This is a genomic window from Paraburkholderia sp. MM5384-R2, from assembly GCF_014201025.1.
In the GTDB taxonomy this organism is placed as follows: domain Bacteria; phylum Pseudomonadota; class Gammaproteobacteria; order Burkholderiales; family Burkholderiaceae; genus Paraburkholderia; species Paraburkholderia tuberum.
Genome location: NZ_JACHDI010000014.1, coordinates 113,873 through 130,621 on the forward strand (window position 1 = coordinate 113,873; position 16,749 = coordinate 130,621).

General features: G+C 65.3%; 14 protein-coding genes. 5 read left to right on the plus strand and 9 right to left on the minus strand.

Annotated features, from left to right (window positions below; all coding sequences use genetic code 11):
* Positions 1-194: 194 nt before the first annotated feature.
* The 7 genes from HDG37_RS21955 to HDG37_RS21985 all read right to left on the minus strand — a co-directional run bounded on the left by HDG37_RS21955 (position 195) and on the right by HDG37_RS21985 (position 6,677).
* A complete protein-coding gene (locus tag HDG37_RS21955) occupies positions 195-1,157 on the minus strand; it encodes an ion channel (RefSeq protein WP_184051248.1) in 963 nt (320 codons plus the stop codon).
* A 226-nt stretch (positions 1,158-1,383) separates the two neighbouring features.
* Entirely contained in the window at positions 1,384-1,629 is a 246-nt protein-coding gene (locus tag HDG37_RS21960; RefSeq protein ID WP_184051250.1) for a hypothetical protein, read from the minus strand.
* A gap of 77 nt (positions 1,630-1,706) precedes the next feature.
* The gene (locus HDG37_RS21965; protein WP_018419210.1) at positions 1,707-1,937 is read right to left on the minus strand and encodes a hypothetical protein; all 231 of its coding nucleotides are present in this window, start codon (positions 1,935-1,937) and stop codon (positions 1,707-1,709) included.
* A gap of 154 nt (positions 1,938-2,091) precedes the next feature.
* Positions 2,092-3,000 carry a carbohydrate kinase gene (locus HDG37_RS21970; protein WP_184051252.1) on the minus strand — a complete coding sequence of 303 codons (909 nt, stop codon included), beginning with the start codon at positions 2,998-3,000 and terminating at the stop codon, positions 2,092-2,094.
* Positions 2,997-4,298, minus strand: a complete 1,302-nt coding sequence (locus HDG37_RS21975) for an AGE family epimerase/isomerase (protein ID WP_184051254.1) — start codon at positions 4,296-4,298, stop codon at positions 2,997-2,999. The genes HDG37_RS21970 and HDG37_RS21975 overlap by 4 nt, the downstream gene beginning before the upstream one ends.
* Positions 4,295-5,281, minus strand: coding sequence for a LacI family DNA-binding transcriptional regulator (locus tag HDG37_RS21980; protein ID WP_184051256.1), 987 nt, complete (start codon positions 5,279-5,281; stop codon positions 4,295-4,297). The genes HDG37_RS21975 and HDG37_RS21980 overlap by 4 nt, the downstream gene beginning before the upstream one ends.
* Before the next feature lie 370 nt (positions 5,282-5,651).
* Complete coding sequence (locus HDG37_RS21985) at positions 5,652-6,677, minus strand: bile acid:sodium symporter family protein (RefSeq protein WP_184051258.1); 1,026 nt, start codon at positions 6,675-6,677, stop codon at positions 5,652-5,654.
* A gap of 555 nt (positions 6,678-7,232) precedes the next feature.
* On the opposite strand from HDG37_RS21985, the gene HDG37_RS21990 reads away from it, so the two are divergent.
* The 4 genes from HDG37_RS21990 to icmF all read left to right on the plus strand — a co-directional run bounded on the left by HDG37_RS21990 (position 7,233) and on the right by icmF (position 13,942).
* A complete protein-coding gene (locus tag HDG37_RS21990) occupies positions 7,233-7,769 on the plus strand; it encodes a hypothetical protein (protein WP_311541513.1) in 537 nt (178 codons plus the stop codon).
* A 504-nt stretch (positions 7,770-8,273) separates the two neighbouring features.
* Positions 8,274-9,359: a porin gene (locus HDG37_RS21995; RefSeq protein WP_184051260.1), complete on the plus strand. Its 1,086-nt coding sequence runs from the start codon at positions 8,274-8,276 to the stop codon at positions 9,357-9,359.
* A 151-nt stretch (positions 9,360-9,510) separates the two neighbouring features.
* The gene (locus HDG37_RS22000) at positions 9,511-10,443 is read left to right on the plus strand and encodes a LysR family transcriptional regulator (protein WP_184051262.1); all 933 of its coding nucleotides are present in this window, start codon (positions 9,511-9,513) and stop codon (positions 10,441-10,443) included.
* Positions 10,444-10,561: 118 nt separating this feature from the next.
* Positions 10,562-13,942, plus strand: coding sequence for a fused isobutyryl-CoA mutase/GTPase IcmF (gene icmF / locus HDG37_RS22005; RefSeq protein WP_184051264.1), 3,381 nt, complete (start codon positions 10,562-10,564; stop codon positions 13,940-13,942).
* 38 nt (positions 13,943-13,980) lie between these two features.
* Here the strand turns inward: icmF and HDG37_RS22010 are convergent, their stop codons facing one another.
* Positions 13,981-14,940, minus strand: coding sequence for a nitronate monooxygenase family protein (locus HDG37_RS22010; protein WP_184051266.1), 960 nt, complete (start codon positions 14,938-14,940; stop codon positions 13,981-13,983).
* Positions 14,941-15,257: 317 nt separating this feature from the next.
* Between HDG37_RS22010 and HDG37_RS22015 the strand changes: the two genes are divergently transcribed.
* Entirely contained in the window at positions 15,258-16,148 is an 891-nt protein-coding gene (locus HDG37_RS22015; RefSeq protein WP_184051268.1) for an alpha/beta fold hydrolase, read from the plus strand.
* A gap of 49 nt (positions 16,149-16,197) precedes the next feature.
* Here HDG37_RS22015 and HDG37_RS22020 read toward each other — a convergent pair whose 3' ends face one another.
* Positions 16,198-16,668 carry an Lrp/AsnC family transcriptional regulator gene (locus HDG37_RS22020; RefSeq protein ID WP_184051270.1) on the minus strand — a complete coding sequence of 157 codons (471 nt, stop codon included), beginning with the start codon at positions 16,666-16,668 and terminating at the stop codon, positions 16,198-16,200.
* Positions 16,669-16,749 lie beyond the last annotated feature (81 nt).

Sequence of the window (16,749 nt, forward strand, 5' to 3'; positions counted from 1 at the left end):
ATGCCGCGCAGCGAAAGAGACTCTATTTTTTAGCGCTCGTGAGAGTGAATTATTTCTTCTTTAATCGGCCGTGCGCGAATGGGCGCGACGAGTCGCGCGTTTCGGCCCGCTTTTGAGCCGGATTTGCCACGCGGCGGCGCGCTTCGGGTATGCCCTGGGGTATCGTGTGGCGGCGAATGGGACGATGGCTATTGCTATTGCGCCGTGTTCGCCGCGATGTCCGGTTGGAGCGGTGCCGCATCGAGCGGCACGATTTCGTCGAAGTGCGCGTAGTCGATGTGGCTCACGCCGTCGCGCTCACTCATGATGTCGACGAACCGGTGCTGCCAGACGATCTGGTCGCAGGTCCACATGTGGCGCGCCTGCATGGTTTGCGACGTCGATTCGTCGATGCCTTCGAGCGTGAGCAGCAGCGACACGTCGCGGCCTTTCAACGATTCGGCGTTTTCGCCGAACAGCGGGCTCGCTTCGTCGATGATGTGCATCAGCGTCCAGCCGAGCTTGAAGACCGGGTGCTGGTCGCGCACCAGCGCGAGGTCGTAGAGCTTGCGCAGCGTAAAGCCTTCGATCGAGGTCTCCAGACGCATGATGCGCAGCCGCGCGCGTGCCTCTGCGATCACGTTCTGACGCGCGTTGGCCGAGCGCACCATCAACGTCATGCGGCCGTCGATCGGCCGGATCACCGCGTAGCGCGCGAACATGATCTTCGCGTGCGGCCGCGAAAAGCGCGCGAAGATCAGCCCGGTCGCCAACGCGATGCTCGACATGCCGATGAAGATTTCGAGCGTCGCGATCCAGTGCGCGTAGACGGTTTGCGGATGCATGTCGCCGTAGCCGACCGTCGCGAGGGTTTCGACGCTAAAGAAGAACGCGCCGGCGAAGCCCTTCGGAAACTGATTCGCGATCGGAGCGTCGCCGAGCATGTAGAGCATGGCGAACACGGTGTTGAGCAGCAGGAACAGCAGCGCGAGCGACACGAAGAACCCCGGCCAGCGCACGCCGAGCGCGCGGTGATACAGGTCTTGCCACAGCGGCGTCGGCATGCCGTGCGCGATCACCACGCGATCGTCGAGACGCATTTCGCGACTGCCGCGCGCGCGGCGCCTCGCGTCGGTGTCGCCGAGCGTGGAAAAACGGTCTGACGGTTCGCTTGCCATCACGCGCTCGCGGGAATGAAGACGTGGACAGCGTAGCATGGCGCGCTGCGCGAGTTTCCGCGCGGGGCGAAGGCGGCGCGGCGCGATGTATCGCCAGGGTGCGAGGTTGCGCGATGCCGTCGTCGAAATGCTTCCGGGCGCGTCCGGGATTTCAGGCTGGGTCAGGTCGCATCATGCGCGGCGAGCGGGTCGGGCGCAGCCGCGCGCCACACCCACCCAACCGCCGTCACGGAAACACGTGCGGCTTCGGAATTCCCGCGCCATGCTCGATATCATCGACCGCCTGCCGATGCGCACTTTCCACCGCTTCGGCCTGCTCGGCATAACCCGCGTCGCCGCCGACCGTGGTCCACGCCTTGACGGCCTTCTCGCGATGACGGATTTCGTATTCCGCGTCCCAGCGCGCGCCACTGAGTTCGAGCGGACGAACGTGAATCGAATACACGCCGTATTGGAACAGCTGTTCAGCCATGATCGCCTCCAGCCGGCCGATCCGGCAGCGGCGCGCCGATGCGCGAGGACGCGCGACGCGCTGCACCTTGGTTCGGCCTACAGTTCGATTTCCCCGAGGATACGATGTGCGAGCGCTTTGGCTTCTTCGAGCGCTTCTCCCGGCGTCGACGACGTCGAGTCGACTTCGTAGAGCGTGGTTTCCTGATCGGCGCTGGGTTCGCCTTCGTCGCGCGCGAGGGTGACGACACCTTGCCAGGCGTCATGTGCGACTTCTCTTATCGACGCGGTGGCCGTGTAGAGCCCTTTGGTGTAGGTGACGTCCTCCATGGCCTCGCTCCTTTTCGCAAAGGTTTCGATGTTTTCATCCTAGCACGGCGTGGCGGGATCGGTTCCCGCTTTGGGGCGGCTTCGCGCCGCGCGACGTGCTCGACATCCGTTACGCTACGCGCGCCCCAGGGCAGCAGAATTACAGCGTCGCGTTTTATAGCAGCGCGACCACCTCGTCGAGCGTCGGCGCGTGCGCACCGGCGTGGCCGCAAGCCGCCGCGCCGGCCGCGAGCGCGAACGCGAGATGCTCGGGCCACCCGCGTTGCGGCGCGCTCATCAGGCTGAACAGCAGACCGCCGATCGACGCATCGCCCGCGCCGACCGTATCGACCACTTCGACGCGCGGCGGCTTCGCCTCGATCACCGCGGCGCCGTCGAGCAGCATCGCTGCTTCGGGGCCGCGCGTGACGAGCACGGTGGCGGCGGGATTCATCGCGCGCAATTGCGCGAGCGCGGCGGCTTCGTCGCTGGTCTTGAAGATCATGCGCAGGTCTTCGTCCGATACCTTGATCAGATCCGCGAGCGCCGCCATCTTGCGCAGCGTCGGCTCGTAGCCGTGCTCCATCAGATTGCGATAGTTCGGATCGAAGCTGATCTTCACGCCGTGCGAACGCAACTCGGCGGCGAGCTTCGCCAGTGTGTCGCCGAGCGGCTGACGCACGAGGCTGATGCAGCCGAAGTGCGCCCACTTCACCGCGTTCATCCAACCGGCGGGCAGCTTCGCCGGATCGAACGCGAGGTCGGCGCCGTTCTCGCCCATGAAGAAGTACGCGGGCGGATGCGTCTGATGCACGATCGCGAGCAGCGGCGGACGCTCGACGCGCTGCAGGAAGCGCATGTCGAGGCCGGCCGCGACGCTCGCGTCCCACAACTCGTCGGAAAAGTTATCGACGCCGAGCGAGCCCGCGCACGCGGTCGGCAGGCCGAGCCGCGCGACGCAGCGCGCGGCGTTCCAGCCCGCGCCGCCCGGACGCGACAGCCAGTGCGATGCGCCGGTGCGCACGAGATCGGTCAGGATGTCGCCGGCGGATACGAAAACGGGGAGGTTGGTCGTCGCGCTCATTGTGCTTTCTCCGCGGAAGCCGCTGCGGCGGGAGCGGCTGAATCAGCCGCGGCGTTTTCGCCGAGCGCATGGGCGAGCACTTCGTAGCACGCGCCCATCGTGTGATAGTCGGTCTTGCCGGCCGGGCTCTTTTCGTCGCTGTACTTGCGGTTGTCGCAGGTGAGGATGCGATACCACGCGCCGTACTTGTGGTCCACGAAGTGCGTCCAGCTATAGCGCCAGATCTCGTCGTACCAGTCCCAGAAGCGCTCGTTGCCGGTGCGCTTGCCGAGCAGCGCGGCGGTCGCGAACGTTTCGGCCTGCACCCAGAAGTACTTGTCGTGATCGCACACGGTGCCGTCGGGGCCGAAGCCGTAGTAGAGGCCGCCGTGGTCTTCGTCCCATGCGTGCGTCATCGCGGCGTCGAACAGTTCGATCGCGCGCGGCAGCAGCCACGGCAGCGGACGGAAGCGTTCGAGAATCAGCAGCAGCTTCGCCCATTCGGTCTGATGACCGGGCTGGAAGCCCCACGGACGGAAGATGTTCGAGCTGTCCTCTTCGTTGTAGTGCCAGTCGACCGACCAGTCCGCGTGAAAGTGCTCCCACACGAGTCCTTGCGACAGCTTCGCCTGGCGCAGCGTGATATTCGACGCCACGCGCTCGGCGCGATCGAGATACACCAGATGACGGGTCGCTTCGTGCGCGGCGAGCAGCGCCTCGGTGGTATGCATGTTCGCGTTCTGCCCGCGATACGTGCTGACACGCCAGTCGGCCGACGCGTCGTCGGCATAGAGGCCGGCGGCGGCGTCCCAGAAGCGGTGCTCCATCAGCTCGAAGGTCGCGCCGATCATCGGCTTCGCTTCCTCGATGCCGGCCATCGCCGCGTGCGAGTACGCGAGCAGCACGAACGCGAGGCCGTAGCAGTGGCGCGTCGCGTCGAGCGTGCGCTGTTTGCCGTCGCGCCATTCGATTTCCCAGTCGTAGCCCTCGTGCTGCGAGTCCCAGTGCGCGTCGCGCAGAAAGCGCAGGCCGTGGCGCGTGTATTCGAGGTGCTTCGGGTCGCCGAACTGCCGGTACGCCATCGCGTAGTTGAACACGTAGCGGCAACTGCTGACCAGGTGGCGCGTGGTGCGGTTGTAGATCGAACCGTCGTCGCGCAAGAAGTGGTAGAAGCCGCCGCTCGGGTCGAGCACGTTCGGCGCGTAGAAGCGCAGCGTGTCTTCGATGTGCGTGAGCAGAAACTCGCGCTTGCGGAAGCTGGCGAACGGCGGCGCCTTCGCGGCGTCGCTGGAAAGTTGAAGCGGATCGGTTAGCGTCATGGCGTTTTCACCAAAGTACTGGCACGGGCAACGAGTTGAACGGGCAAGCGGACTTCGAGTTCGGCGGGCGAGTCTTCGAGCAGCAGTTCGACGCCGCGTCGGCCGAGCGCTTCCTTGTCGACCGCGATCGTCGATAGCGGCGGGGTAGCGTGGGCGGCGGCGGGGATGTCGTCGAAACCGATGATCGCGATGTCATCGGGCACGCTGAGCCCGCGCGCGAGACACACGCGCAGCGCGGCGAGCGCGGCGGCGTCGTTGAACGCGAATACGGCGTCGGGGCGCGGGCCCGGCGCGTCGAGCAGGCGCTGCATCGCGCGCGCGGCGCCGGTGTCGGGATCGAGCCCGGCGTCGATGTTCACTTCGAGCGACGGATCGAACAGCAGCCCCGCTTCGAAGAACGCGCGCCGGTAGCCGAGCGCGCGCTCGGCGATGCTGAAGTGCGCGAGCGAGCCGCCGATGAACGCGACGCGCTTGCGCTGCTGCGCGAACAGATGGCGCATTGCGAGCGTGGCGCCGCCGGCGTTGTCGAGATTGACCGAGCGCAAGCCCGGCGACCATAGATCGATCAGCACCAGCGGTCGTTGCATCGCGACCAGCGTGGCGAGCGTTTCGGGCTCGACGAAGCCGGCGATCGCGACGGCGTCGGGCGCGTGCAGGCGCATCTGATGAATTACGTCCTCGGTCGGCCCGGCAGTCAGCACCGACGGCACGATGCCGCGCTCGCGGCACGCGTCTTCGACACCGTGCAGCACGTGCGAGAAGAACGGGCTCGCGGCGAAGTTGTTGTGCTGACGATGCAGCAGGAAAGTCAGCCGGCGGATGCGCGGACGCAGCTGCGCCGAGTCGTAGCCGAGCTGGCGCGCCGCTTCGACGACGCGTTCGCGCGTGGCCTCGGAAAGGCCCGGCTGATTTTTGAGCGCGCGCGACACGGTGCCGATTGAAACGCTGGCGGCGCGGGCGACGTCGCGGATGGTTGTGGCCATCGAATGAAGCTGCCGCGCGAGGCGAGGCAGCACGGGTTCAGGTCGGGCGATTGTATAGTAAAACGCAGCTAAAGCCGCCCGCAAAACGCCAGCATGACACAGGTAAATACCCGTATCGTATGGATTTGTCGGAAACTAATGTGTTTAGTAAAACAGCCTAAACAACAGGCTGGCCGCCGTTTTCGAGACGGTTCGAGAATCGTCCTATGCCATCCGGCCGAGGCGACAGCGAGAGCGTTTGCGCGTGAAATAACGACAAAGGCCAGTGAAGAGCCAAAAGAAAAGCCGCCCGAAGGCGGCTTGCTTCATACGATCAAAACGACGCTCAGGGAGGGCGCTTATGAATGTCCTGTTTGCATTGCGTGTGTTTTCAACGGCGCGCGACGGCGGCGGCGGGTCGCCGCGCCGCGGCATTGCTCTCGCCGCTGAGGTCGCGGGCGCCCCAGCGTTGCGCGAGCGCGGCGCAGACCATCAGCTGAATCTGGTGAAACAGCATCAGCGGCAGCACCACGGCGCCGACCGCATGCGACGCGAAGATCACCTTGGCCATCGGCACGCCGGCGGCGAGGCTTTTCTTCGAGCCGCAGAAGATGATGGTGATCTGGTCCGCGCGGCTGAAGCCGAGCCGCTTGCTCGCGAAGATCGTCGCGGCCAGCGCGAGCGCGAGCAGCACGGCGCTCACCACGACGAGGCCGCCGAGCGCCGACAGCGGAATCGTGTGCCAGAGGCCTTCGGTGACGGCCTCGCTGAACGCGCCGTAGACGACGAGCAGGATCGAGCCCTGGTCGACGAACTTCAGCACGCCGCGATTCTTCTCGATCCACTTGCCGATCAGCGGGCGCAGCAGTTGGCCGGCAACGAACGGCACGAGCAGTTGCAGCACGATGTTGCCGATCGTATGCCACGGCGACGCACCGCCGCTCGCGGCCTGATTCGTCACGACGACGCTGACGAGTGCTGGAGTGACGAAGATGCCGAGCAGGCTCGAGGCGGACGCGCTGCATACCGCGGCCGGCACGTTGCCCTTGGCAATGGACGTGAACGCGATCGACGACTGGACCGTCGACGGCAGCGTGCAGAGGAAGAGGACGCCGGCGTAGAGCGACGGCGTGACCAGCGGCGAAAGGACCGGTTTAAGCGCGAGGCCGAGCAGCGGAAACAGCGCGAACGTGCTCAGCAGCACTACGAGGTGAAGGCGCCAGTGCGTCGCGCCCGCAATGATCGCCTCGCGTGAGAGCTTGGCGCCGTGCAGGAAGAACAGCAGGCCGACCGCGATGTTCGTCACCCAGTTGAACCCCACGGCGGCCTGTCCATGAACGGGCAGGAAGCTGGCGAGGATCACGGTGCCGACGAGGCACAGGGTGAAGTTATCGGGCAGGAATTTCGGGCGGGCCATGTCGCAATCTCGATTCAATGACGCGGTGTAAGCATGGGACGGGTCTGTCAGGCGTGGTCCATGCCAATGGAAAGCGGCTATTGTTGTCGAAAGCCGATTGAAAACGCAAATTCATTTGCCGAATCGATTAATGAAGTTTGCGCATTGACTCCCCAATCAGGCCGAGCCCATTCGTGCGACGCGCCAGGTTTCAGTATTGGCGAGGTGCTTTCTCGCGACAAACCGTTTAACCATTGACGTTGCAAGCGGCGTTTATTTGCAACAAACGGCGCCCGCGCGGACCAGGCGAAAACGCCGGCCAGCAAGCCGCCGAGGCGCGTCCGCACGAGGGCTCCGGCGCGGAAAAACGCCGCAGTAACAGGGTGTTACATCCACCGACGAGACCTAACACTTTTTGGCTCGACACCCTCTGTCCCCGACCATAAATTACTCGTTCAAAGGCCGCAGGGATGCCCTGCGCCGCGATAGGAACGCGGCGCTTTTCTCCTCCCGCAACAGGTCCATCGCAGCTCGAACGGTGGATTTCAGGCAAGTCTTCGGGCGTGAGAGTCACAGGTGGACGGGTTGTCGAGAACGAGGCACTGGGCGTGGGGCGCGGTCATCGCCGTGCTGTGCTCGTTCGCCTATGCGAAGGAGCCGGGTGGGCCGCATGGCGGCGGTGCCGCCGCGGGCGGCGCTTATTCGCGCGACACTGCCGGGCGCGCGCCGCGCATGGAGATGCGTGGCGACGGCCGTTATGCCGGTGCGCGCGGCGCACCTGCTCCGCGCGGCTCGCGCCATGCGATGGCTTCTCGTGACGCACGCGCGCAGCGCGGCAACTCGAATATCGCGGACGCCAATTTCGGTTATGGCTTCGGCAGCTACGAGTCCGGCATGCGCCGTGTCGGCGATCCGTCCGGCTATGCGGGCGCGATCACGCCGGTCAGCGCGGAGTCGCGTCCGGTGCCGCATCCCCCGTCCAACATGCCGATGCGCAACGGCTCGATCCGCGCCGACGTCGCCCGCTACAACGAAGAGCGTGGCGCAGCGCGCCCGATGCAACGCCCAGCCGACGATCCGCGTCAGCCGGGCGGTTCACCGTACCGGAATTAGCCGAGCGCGATTTCGCAAACCACCGCACCGCCCCAACCGCAGTCCCGAAACCCGTCTTCCTGATCCTTCCCGCGATCGCTCGCGCGGCTTCGCGCGCCTTCCTCTGCGCCGTAGCCCCGAATCTGACGTTTCGACGCCACACTTTTTTGAAAACACCCGGCATCGAAATACCGGTCAGCGTCAAATCTTGGCATTCTGCCGCGTCGCGTCATCGGCCCGTCATTTAAGGCGTTCCCGCACGCTGTGGCGCGCCGTTCGCCGCATGCCGCATTGCGTCCAGGGGGCGGCGCCAGTCCGCTCTGAAGCGTCATATCAAGCCGATAACCGACCAAACTAATCAGACCGATATACCCGCAATAAGCAGCGATATTTTTGTTTATAAAAATGGTCCGCAAAGATGGGACCCGCCCAGATTGACTCGACGATCGAACGGATAACAACGATGTTTCGCGCGAGCGCCCCCTTTCGCACAGCCACACCCTTTTGACAAAGATTGGAGAACTCATGAACACAAGCCTCAGCAGCGCGCTGAAGACTACTCTCAAGGCCACCGCATGCGTCGCCGCGCTGGCGAGCGCGTCGTCGGCGTTCGCGCAATCGAGCGTGCAACTCTACGGCCAGGTCGACGAGTGGGTCGGCTCGCAGAAGTTTCCGGGCGGCAAGACCGCGGTGGTCGTGTCGGGCGGCGGCATGTCGACGTCGTACTGGGGCTTCAAGGGGACCGAGGATCTGGGCAACGGCTACAAGGCCATCTTCACCATCGAAGGCTTCTTCCGCGCGCAAACCGGCGAGTACGGCCGCTTCACCGGCGACACGACGTTCTCGCGCAATGCGTACGTCGGCATCGAATCGCCGTACGGCACGGTGACCGCCGGCCGCCTGACGACGCCGCTGTTCGTGTCGACGATCCTGTTCAACCCGTTCGTCGATTCGTACTGGTTCTCGCCGATGGTCTATCACGTGTACCTCGGCCTCGGCACCTTCCCGACCTACACGACCGACCAGGGCGTGACCGGCGACTCGGGCTGGAACAATGCGGTGTCGTATACGTCGCCGAACTTCAACGGCCTTTCGGCTACCGCGATGTACGCGCTCGGCAACACGACCCAGAACGGCGCGAAGAAGTGGAGCGGCCAGGTGCTGTACTTCCACGGGCCGTTCGCGGCGACCGCGGTGTACCAGTACGTGAACTTCAACAACGTGCCGGGCGACCTCGGCAGCTTCGAAACCTCGGGCGTGCCGGGTCTACGCAGCCAGAGCGTCGCGCAGGCGGGTGTGTCGTACGACCTGAAGTTCGTCAAGCTGTACGGCCAGTACATGTACACATATAACAACCAGCAGGTCACGAGCTGGCACGTCAACACGGGCCAGGGCGGCGTCACGGTGCCGTTCGGGCCTGGCTCGGTGATGGCTTCGTATGCGTATTCGCGTAACGGCGGCGGTTCGAACCAGACGCGCCAGACGGCGGCGGTCGGCTACGACTATCCGCTGTCCAAGCGCACCGATGTCTATGCCGCGTACCTGTATGACCACATCACCGGTCAGTCGAGCGGAAATACATATGGCGCGGGGTTGCGCGCGAAATTCTGATCTCGGCCCACGGTGTCACCGCAAAGCCCGCGTTCCGCCCGGAACGCGGGCTTTGTCGTATTCGGCCGCCGCCGAATACGAGCGTTTGCTGCCGTTCTTTTGATAAACCCGGCAAAATGACGTCGATTGATTCCTGAAGCGAGCGACTGAGATGGACACCCTCGTCAGCATGAAAGTGTTTCGCCACGTGGTCGAAGCCGGCAGTTTCGTCGGCGCGGCGGAGAAGATGGAGATGTCGGCGGCGATGGCGAGCAAGCATGTGATGCATCTGGAGCAGCAGCTCGGCGCGCGGCTCCTGAACCGCACCACGCGCCGCGTCGCGCCGACCGAGGCAGGCCGCGAGTACTACGAGCGGCTGAGTCAGGCGCTCACCGAGCTCGACGAAGCCGGCCAGGCGGTCGGCGCGGCAAGCGTCGTGCCGCACGGGCGGCTGCGGGTGTCGTCGCTGTCGGCGTTCGGCCTGAATCACGTGATGGCCGCGGTCGCGGACTACGCCGCGCAGTATCCGCAGGTCACCGTCGATATGACACTGTCCGACCGCGTCGTCGAACTGATCGACGAGGGCTTCGACGTCGCGATCCGCGCGTCGCCGGGCGGGCTCAAGTCGTCGTCGCTGATCGCGCGGCAGATCGCGACCGCGCATCTGGTGCTGTGCGCATCGCCCGCCTATCTGCGCAAGCATGGCACGCCGAAGAGCGTCGCCGATCTCGCGCGCCACAACTATCTGCAGTACGCGGGCGTATCGGCGCTCGAGGTCGCGACCGGCGACGCGGGCTCGCGTGTGCGCCTGTCGGGCAATCTGATCGTCAATCAGCTCGAGGCCCAGCGCGTGGTCGTGCTGCATGGCGCGGGCATCGCGATGCTCGGCACCGAGGTGATCGGCAGCGATCTCGCCGAAGGGCGGCTCGTGCCGCTGCTCGTCGACCAGGTGCCGCCGCGGGAGCTGCCGATCCACGTCGTCTACACGAGCCGACGGCATCTATCGGCCAAGGTGCGCTCATTCGTCGATTTTCTGGCGGCGCGGTTCGCAAACGAATCGCTGTGGCCGTCGCTCGACCAGATCAAGGCGTTGGCGGTGCGTTAGCGTTTCGGGAAGCACCGAGCATACGTCGCCAATCGCCCGCCCCGCGCCCCGGCGCCGTGTTACCCCGTTTCTATATACTGATTGTGAACACCCATCAGTTAAATGATCTGGGGGAGACATGACCGATCTGTCCACGCCGCAGCGTGCCGGCAGCCACGAACTGCCCGCGGGCCGGCGCCTGCGCTTCGTCACCGCCGCCGCACTGTTCGACGGCCACGACGCGTCGATCAACATCATGCGGCGCATCCTGCAGGCAAGCGGCGTCGAGGTGATCCACCTCGGCCACAACCGCTCCGTCGCCGAAGTCGCGACCGCCGCGCTCAACGAGGACGCCGACGGCGTCGCCGTGTCGAGCTATCAGGGCGGCCACAACGAATACTTCCGCTACCTGGTGGATTTGCTGCGTGCAAGCGGCGGCGAGCGCATCAAGGTGTTCGGCGGCGGCGGGGGCGTGATCGTCCCCGAGGAAATTGCCGCGCTCGAACGCGACGGTGTCGAAAAAATCTACTCGCCGCACGACGGTCAGCGGCTCGGTCTGCAAGGCATGATCGACGACATGATCGCGCGCTGCGTCGAAGGGGCGCGCGCGGCCGACGCGGCGCGGCCGACGCCGGTGCGCGAATGGCTCGCCGAGCTGGCCGCGCGGCCGTTGCCGCGTTGCGGTGAGGCCCATGCTCCGCACGCTGGCACTGCTGCTGGCTCGCACCCCGCCGATCCCGCCGCGCCGATCTTCCGCCGCCTCGCGCAACTGATCAGCGCGTTCGAAACGAACAGCGTCGACGCCGCCGCGTGCGACCAGCTAGCGACGCTCGCGCAAGCGCCACGCATCCCGGTGCTCGGCATCACCGGCACCGGCGGCGCGGGCAAGTCGTCGCTGACCGACGAGCTGATCCGCCGTTTCCGGCTCGACTACGGCGACTCGCTGAACATCGCCGTGCTCGCGATCGATCCGTCGCGGCGAAAATCCGGCGGCGCGCTGCTCGGCGACCGGATCCGCATGAATGCGATCGGCGATTGGGGCGGCGGCGCCCGCATTTATATGCGCTCGATGGCGACGCGCGAGGCATCGACCGAACTCTCCGATTCGCTACCTGCCGCGCTGATGCTGTGCAAGGTGGCGGGCTTCGATCTGATCGTCGTCGAGACGTCGGGGATCGGTCAGGGCGATGCGGCGATCGTGCCGTTCGTCGACGAATCGCTGTACGTGATGACGCCGGAGTTCGGCGCCGCGAGCCAGCTCGAGAAGATCGATATGCTCGACTTCGCGAGCTTCGTCGCGATCAACAAGTTCGATCGCAAGGGTGCGCTGGATGCGCTGCGTGACGTCGCGAAGCAGGTGCAGCGCAACCGCGGGGACTTCGCGACATCGCCCGATGCGATGCCGGTGTTCGGCACGATCGCGTCGCGCTTCAACGACGACGGCGTAACCGCGCTGTACCGGCGCATCGCTAATGCGCTGCGCACGCACGGGCTGCGTGAGGGCGGCGCACGGCTCGGCGCGACCGAAGGCCTGCGCTTTTCGAGCAACCTGCATGCGATCGTGCCGCCCGCGCGCGTGCGCTATCTGGCCGACGTCGCGCAGACGGTACGCGGCTATCGAGCGCGCGCCGACGCGCAGGCGCAAATCGCGCGGGAACGCTGGCAGATCGTCGAGACGCGCCGCATGCTCGGCGAGGCGGGCAGCGACGCCTCGTCGCTCGATGCGCTGATCGACCAACGCGGCGCCGCGCTCGGCGAGCGCGAACGCAAGCTGCTTGATGCGTGGCCGCAAACGGTGGCCGCCTATGCGGGCGACGAACATGTGGTGCGCATCCGCAAGCGCGAAATCCGCACCGCGCTGACGGTCACGACGCTGTCCGGCTCCGAAATCCGCAAAGTGTCGCTGCCGAAATTCGTCGATCACGGCGAGATCCTGCGCTGGCTGATGCTCGACAATCTGCCCGGCTATTTCCCATTCACCGCTGGCGTGTTTCCGTTTCGTCGCGAGAACGAGGACCCGACGCGCATGTTCGCGGGCGAGGGCGATCCGCAGCGCACGAATCGTCGCTTCAGGCTGCTGTCGGAAGGCATGCCGGCCAAACGGCTATCCACCGCGTTCGACTCGGTGACGCTTTACGGTGAGGAGCCGCACGAGCGCCCGGACATCTACGGCAAGGTCGGCAATTCGGGTGTGTCGGTCGCCACGCTCGACGACATGAAGACGCTGTATGACGGCTTCGATCTGTGCTCGCCCGATACGTCGGTCTCGATGACGATCAACGGCCCCGCGCCGACGATCCTCGCGATGTTCTTCAACGTCGCGATCGAGCAGCAGATCGCGCTGGGCGAGCAACAGCAAGGCCGCCCGTTGACCGAAGCCGAACTCGCCGCAACGCGCCGCGCCGCGCTCGAAAACGTGCGCGGCACCGTGCAGGCCGACATCCTGAAAGAAGACCAGGGGCAGAACACCTGCATCTTCTCGACCGAATTCAGCCTGAAGGTGATGGGTGACATTCAGGCGTATTTCGTCGAACACGGCGTGCGCAATTTCTATTCGGTGTCGATTTCCGGCTATCACATCGCCGAGGCCGGCGCGAACCCCATCTCGCAGCTCGCGTACACGCTCGCGAACGGCTTCACCTACGTCGAGGCGTATCTCGCGCGCGGCATGTCGATCGACGACTTCGCGCCGAATCTGTCGTTCTTCTTCTCGAACGGCATGGACCCGGAGTACACGGTGCTCGGCCGCGTCGCGCGACGCATCTGGGCGGTCGCGATGCGCGAGCGCTATGGCGCGAGCGAGCGTAGTCAGAAGCTCAAGTATCACGTGCAGACGTCGGGCCGCAGCCTGCACGCGCAGGAGATCGATTTCAACGACATCCGCACGACGCTGCAGGCGCTGATCGCGATCTACGACAACTGCAACTCCCTGCACACCAATGCGTTCGACGAAGCGATCACGACGCCGACCGAGGAATCGGTGCGCCGCGCGGTCGCGATCCAGCTGATCATCAATCGCGAATGGGGGCTCGCGAAGAACCAGAATCCGAATCAGGGCAGCTTCGTGATCGATGAATTGACCGATCTGGTCGAGGAAGCGGTGCTCGCCGAGTTCGAGCGGCTCACCGAGCGCGGCGGCGTGCTCGGCGCGATGGAAACCGGCTATCAGCGCGGACGGATTCAGGACGAGTCGATGCTGTACGAGCATCGCAAGCATGACGGTTCGTATCCGATCGTCGGCGTCAATACGTTCCTGAGCGCGCATCCGCATGAAGCGCCGCGGCCGCTGGTGCTGGCGCGTTCCACCGACGCGGAGAAGCAGAGTCAGCTGCGGCGGTTGCGCGACTTCCAGGCGCGCCACCGCGACGCCGCGCCCGAGGCGCTCGAACGCCTCAAGCGCGCGGTGATCGACGACGGCAACGTGTTCGCGGTGCTGATGGACGTGGTGCGCGTGTGTTCGCTCGGGCAGATCACCCACGCGCTGTTCGAGGTGGGCGGGCAGTATCGGCGGAATATGTAGGCCGGGAGCGGGCGGCCCGGCCCGCCCCGTTCTTCACCTCAGCGCGCGATGCCGAGCCGCGCCTTCGCGTCGTTGTATTCCTTCTTCAGACGCCGCACGAGCTCGGCGACGTCCGGCACGTCGTCCATCAGGCCGACGCCCTGGCCCGCGCCCCAGATGTCCTTCCACGCCTTCGCCTTGTCGCCGCCGAAGTTCATCTTGGTCTTGTCCGATTCGGGTAGCGCGTCGGGATCGAGCCCCGCGTTCGCAATGCTCTCGCGGATGTAGTTGCCGTGCACGCCGGTGAACAGATTCGTGTAGATGATGTCCGACGCCTTCGCGTTGATGATCGCCTGTTTGTAGCTGTCGACCGCGTGCGCTTCTTTGGTGGCGATGAAGCGTGTGCCCATGTACGCGAGGTCCGCGCCCATCGCCTGCGCGGCGAGAATCGAGCCGCCGTTGGCGATCGAGCCCGACAGCACGATCGGGCCGTCGAAAATGCGCCGCACCTCGCCGACCAGCGCGAACGGCGAGGTGGTGCCCGCGTGGCCGCCCGCGCCCGATGCGACCAGAATCAGCCCGTCGACGCCGGCTTCCAGCGCTTTCTGCGCATGACGCAGATTGATCACGTCGTGCAGCACGATGCCGCCGTAGCTATGCACCGCATCGACGATCTCGCGTGCCGGCGCGCGCAGGCTGGTGATGAAGATCGGCACCTTGTGCTCGACGCAGACGCGCACGTCGTGCTCGAGCCGCGCATTCGACTGATGAACGATCTGATTGACCGCGATCGGGCCGATCACCGCATCCGGGTTCGCGGCCTTGTGCCCGGCGAGTTGCGCCTGGATCTGCGTCAGCCATTCGTCGAGCAGCTCGGCCGGGCGCGCGTTGAGGGCTGGGAACGAGCCGACGATACCGGCCTTGCACTGCGCCAGCACGAGTTCGGGATAGCTGACGATGAACATCGGCGAAGCGACGACGGGCAGCGCGAGGTTTTGCAGAACGGCGGGCAATGCCATGGTGCGAGTCTCCAGGTTGGGCCAACCGGTGCGACGTGCGCCCGGCAAATAGATGAATGAGTTTAGCGGCACACGGCTTGCGACGTGTTGACCGGCGAATGCGTGTGGCAGTCGAACGAAACCGGCATGCCGAAGTCGCGCCAAACATTTAAGAACGGTCGTTCGATTATAGGCGAAGCGGGTGACCCGCGCGCGGTAGGCCCGTTTGGAACGGTTCGAAGGAGTATTCAGGTTCCATGTCTGCGTGGGATATCCCACCTCGCACGGACCTGTTGGCCTTCTACAATGCACGGACCTCAAACGATCAACGAGACGTCATGGCCTTCGAAAATTTCACGTCTTTTCGCGTCGCCGTGGGCGATGTCGACATTTTCGGCGTGAAGGGCGGCGCCGGGCCGCCTCTGCTTCTGCTGCACGGCCATCCGCAATCGCATCTGATCTGGGAACGCTGCGCCGCGCCGCTCGCGCAGCACTTCACGGTGATCGCAACCGATCTGCGCGGCTATGGCGCGTCGGGCAAACCGCCGAGCGATGCCGCGCACGCACCGTATTCGAAACGCGTGATGGCCGCCGACCAGGTCGCGGTGATGCGCCACTTCGGCTTCGAGCGCTTCCTCGTCTGTGCGCACGATCGCGGCGCGCGCGTCGCGCACCGGATGGCGCTCGATCACGCCGACGCGGTCGAGCGTTTGATGCTGCTCGATATCGCGCCGACACTCGCGATGTACGAAGCCACCGACCGCGCGTTCGCAACACACTACTTCCACTGGTTCTTCCTGATCCAGCCGGAGCCGCTGCCCGAAACGTTGATTGGCGCAAATCCGGCCGCCTATGTCGACGCGGTGATGGGCGGACGTCACGCGGGTCTCGCACCGTTCGATCCCGCCGCGCTCGACGCGTATCGGACGGCGCTCGCGCAACCGGGTGCGGTGCACGCGATGTGCGAGGACTATCGCGCGTCGGCGAGCATCGACCTTGAACATGATCGCGCCGATCTCGAGCGCGGCAACAAGATCGGCTGTCCGCTGCGGGTGCTGTGGGGCGACAAGGGCGTGATCGAAAAATGCTTCGATGCGCTCGACGAATGGCGGCATGTCGCGCGCGACGTGAGCGGCCGCGCGCTATCGTGCGGGCACTATCTGCCCGAGGAAGCGCCGGACGAACTGGTCGCCGAGATGCTGTCGTTTTTCGAGACGCTCGAACAATAAGCGCCGGGCTGCTTGGCCCGACCTTCGTTTGACCAGCGATGGACCTTCGTTAGCCGAGCGGCGGCAGCCGTCGCGCGACCGGCGTCGACTTGACGATCGCCGTGCTGGTCTCCGCGCGCTCGGTCACTTTCGACAGGATCTCGTCGAGCTGTTCGATCGAATGCAGGTACAGGCGGCAGATGAAGCAGTCGTCGCCGGTCACCTTGTCGCATTCGACGAACTCCGGAATGCGCCGGATCACTTCCTCCACCAGATGTAACTGCCCGGGCAGCGGCTTCACGCGCACTACCGCCTGCAGCGTGAAGCCGAGCGCGCGCGGATCGATCTGCACGGTGAAGCGCTCGATCACGCCCTGCGCTTCGAGCCGCCGCACGCGTTCGGCCGTGCTGGGCGCCGATAAGCCGACGATGCGCGCGAGTTCGCTGACCGGCTGGCGCGCGTCCTGCGCGAGCGCGGCGAGCAGTGCGCGGTCGGTGTCGTCGAGTGCGACCGGCGCGATCGATGCAAGGCGTTTGCTCATGATGGCCTTCGTTTATGAGGTGAAAATGCGGTAACGCTTAAGTTTAGCCATGTATTCGCGCGGGTGGATTAATTACACTGC

Excerpts from the sequence above, each read along its gene's own strand:
- HDG37_RS22010 (WP_184051266.1), bottom strand. The coding sequence starts at position 14,940 with ATGGCATTGCCCGCCGTTCTGCAAAACCTCGCGCTGCCCGTCGTCGCT.
- icmF (WP_184051264.1), top strand. The coding sequence starts at position 10,562 with ATGACCGATCTGTCCACGCCGCAGCGTGCCGGCAGCCACGAACTGCCC.
- HDG37_RS21975 (WP_184051254.1), bottom strand. The coding sequence starts at position 4,298 with ATGACGCTAACCGATCCGCTTCAACTTTCCAGCGACGCCGCGAAGGCG.
- HDG37_RS21985 (WP_184051258.1), bottom strand. The coding sequence starts at position 6,677 with ATGGCCCGCCCGAAATTCCTGCCCGATAACTTCACCCTGTGCCTCGTC.
- HDG37_RS21960 (WP_184051250.1), bottom strand. The coding sequence starts at position 1,629 with ATGGCTGAACAGCTGTTCCAATACGGCGTGTATTCGATTCACGTTCGT.
- HDG37_RS22015 (WP_184051268.1), top strand. The coding sequence starts at position 15,258 with ATGGCCTTCGAAAATTTCACGTCTTTTCGCGTCGCCGTGGGCGATGTC.
- HDG37_RS21970 (WP_184051252.1), bottom strand. The coding sequence starts at position 3,000 with ATGAGCGCGACGACCAACCTCCCCGTTTTCGTATCCGCCGGCGACATC.
- HDG37_RS21965 (WP_018419210.1), bottom strand. The coding sequence starts at position 1,937 with ATGGAGGACGTCACCTACACCAAAGGGCTCTACACGGCCACCGCGTCG.
- HDG37_RS21980 (WP_184051256.1), bottom strand. The coding sequence starts at position 5,281 with ATGGCCACAACCATCCGCGACGTCGCCCGCGCCGCCAGCGTTTCAATC.
- HDG37_RS21995 (WP_184051260.1), top strand. The coding sequence starts at position 8,274 with ATGAACACAAGCCTCAGCAGCGCGCTGAAGACTACTCTCAAGGCCACC.
- HDG37_RS21955 (WP_184051248.1), bottom strand. The coding sequence starts at position 1,157 with ATGGCAAGCGAACCGTCAGACCGTTTTTCCACGCTCGGCGACACCGAC.
- HDG37_RS22020 (WP_184051270.1), bottom strand. The coding sequence starts at position 16,668 with ATGAGCAAACGCCTTGCATCGATCGCGCCGGTCGCACTCGACGACACC.
- HDG37_RS22000 (WP_184051262.1), top strand. The coding sequence starts at position 9,511 with ATGGACACCCTCGTCAGCATGAAAGTGTTTCGCCACGTGGTCGAAGCC.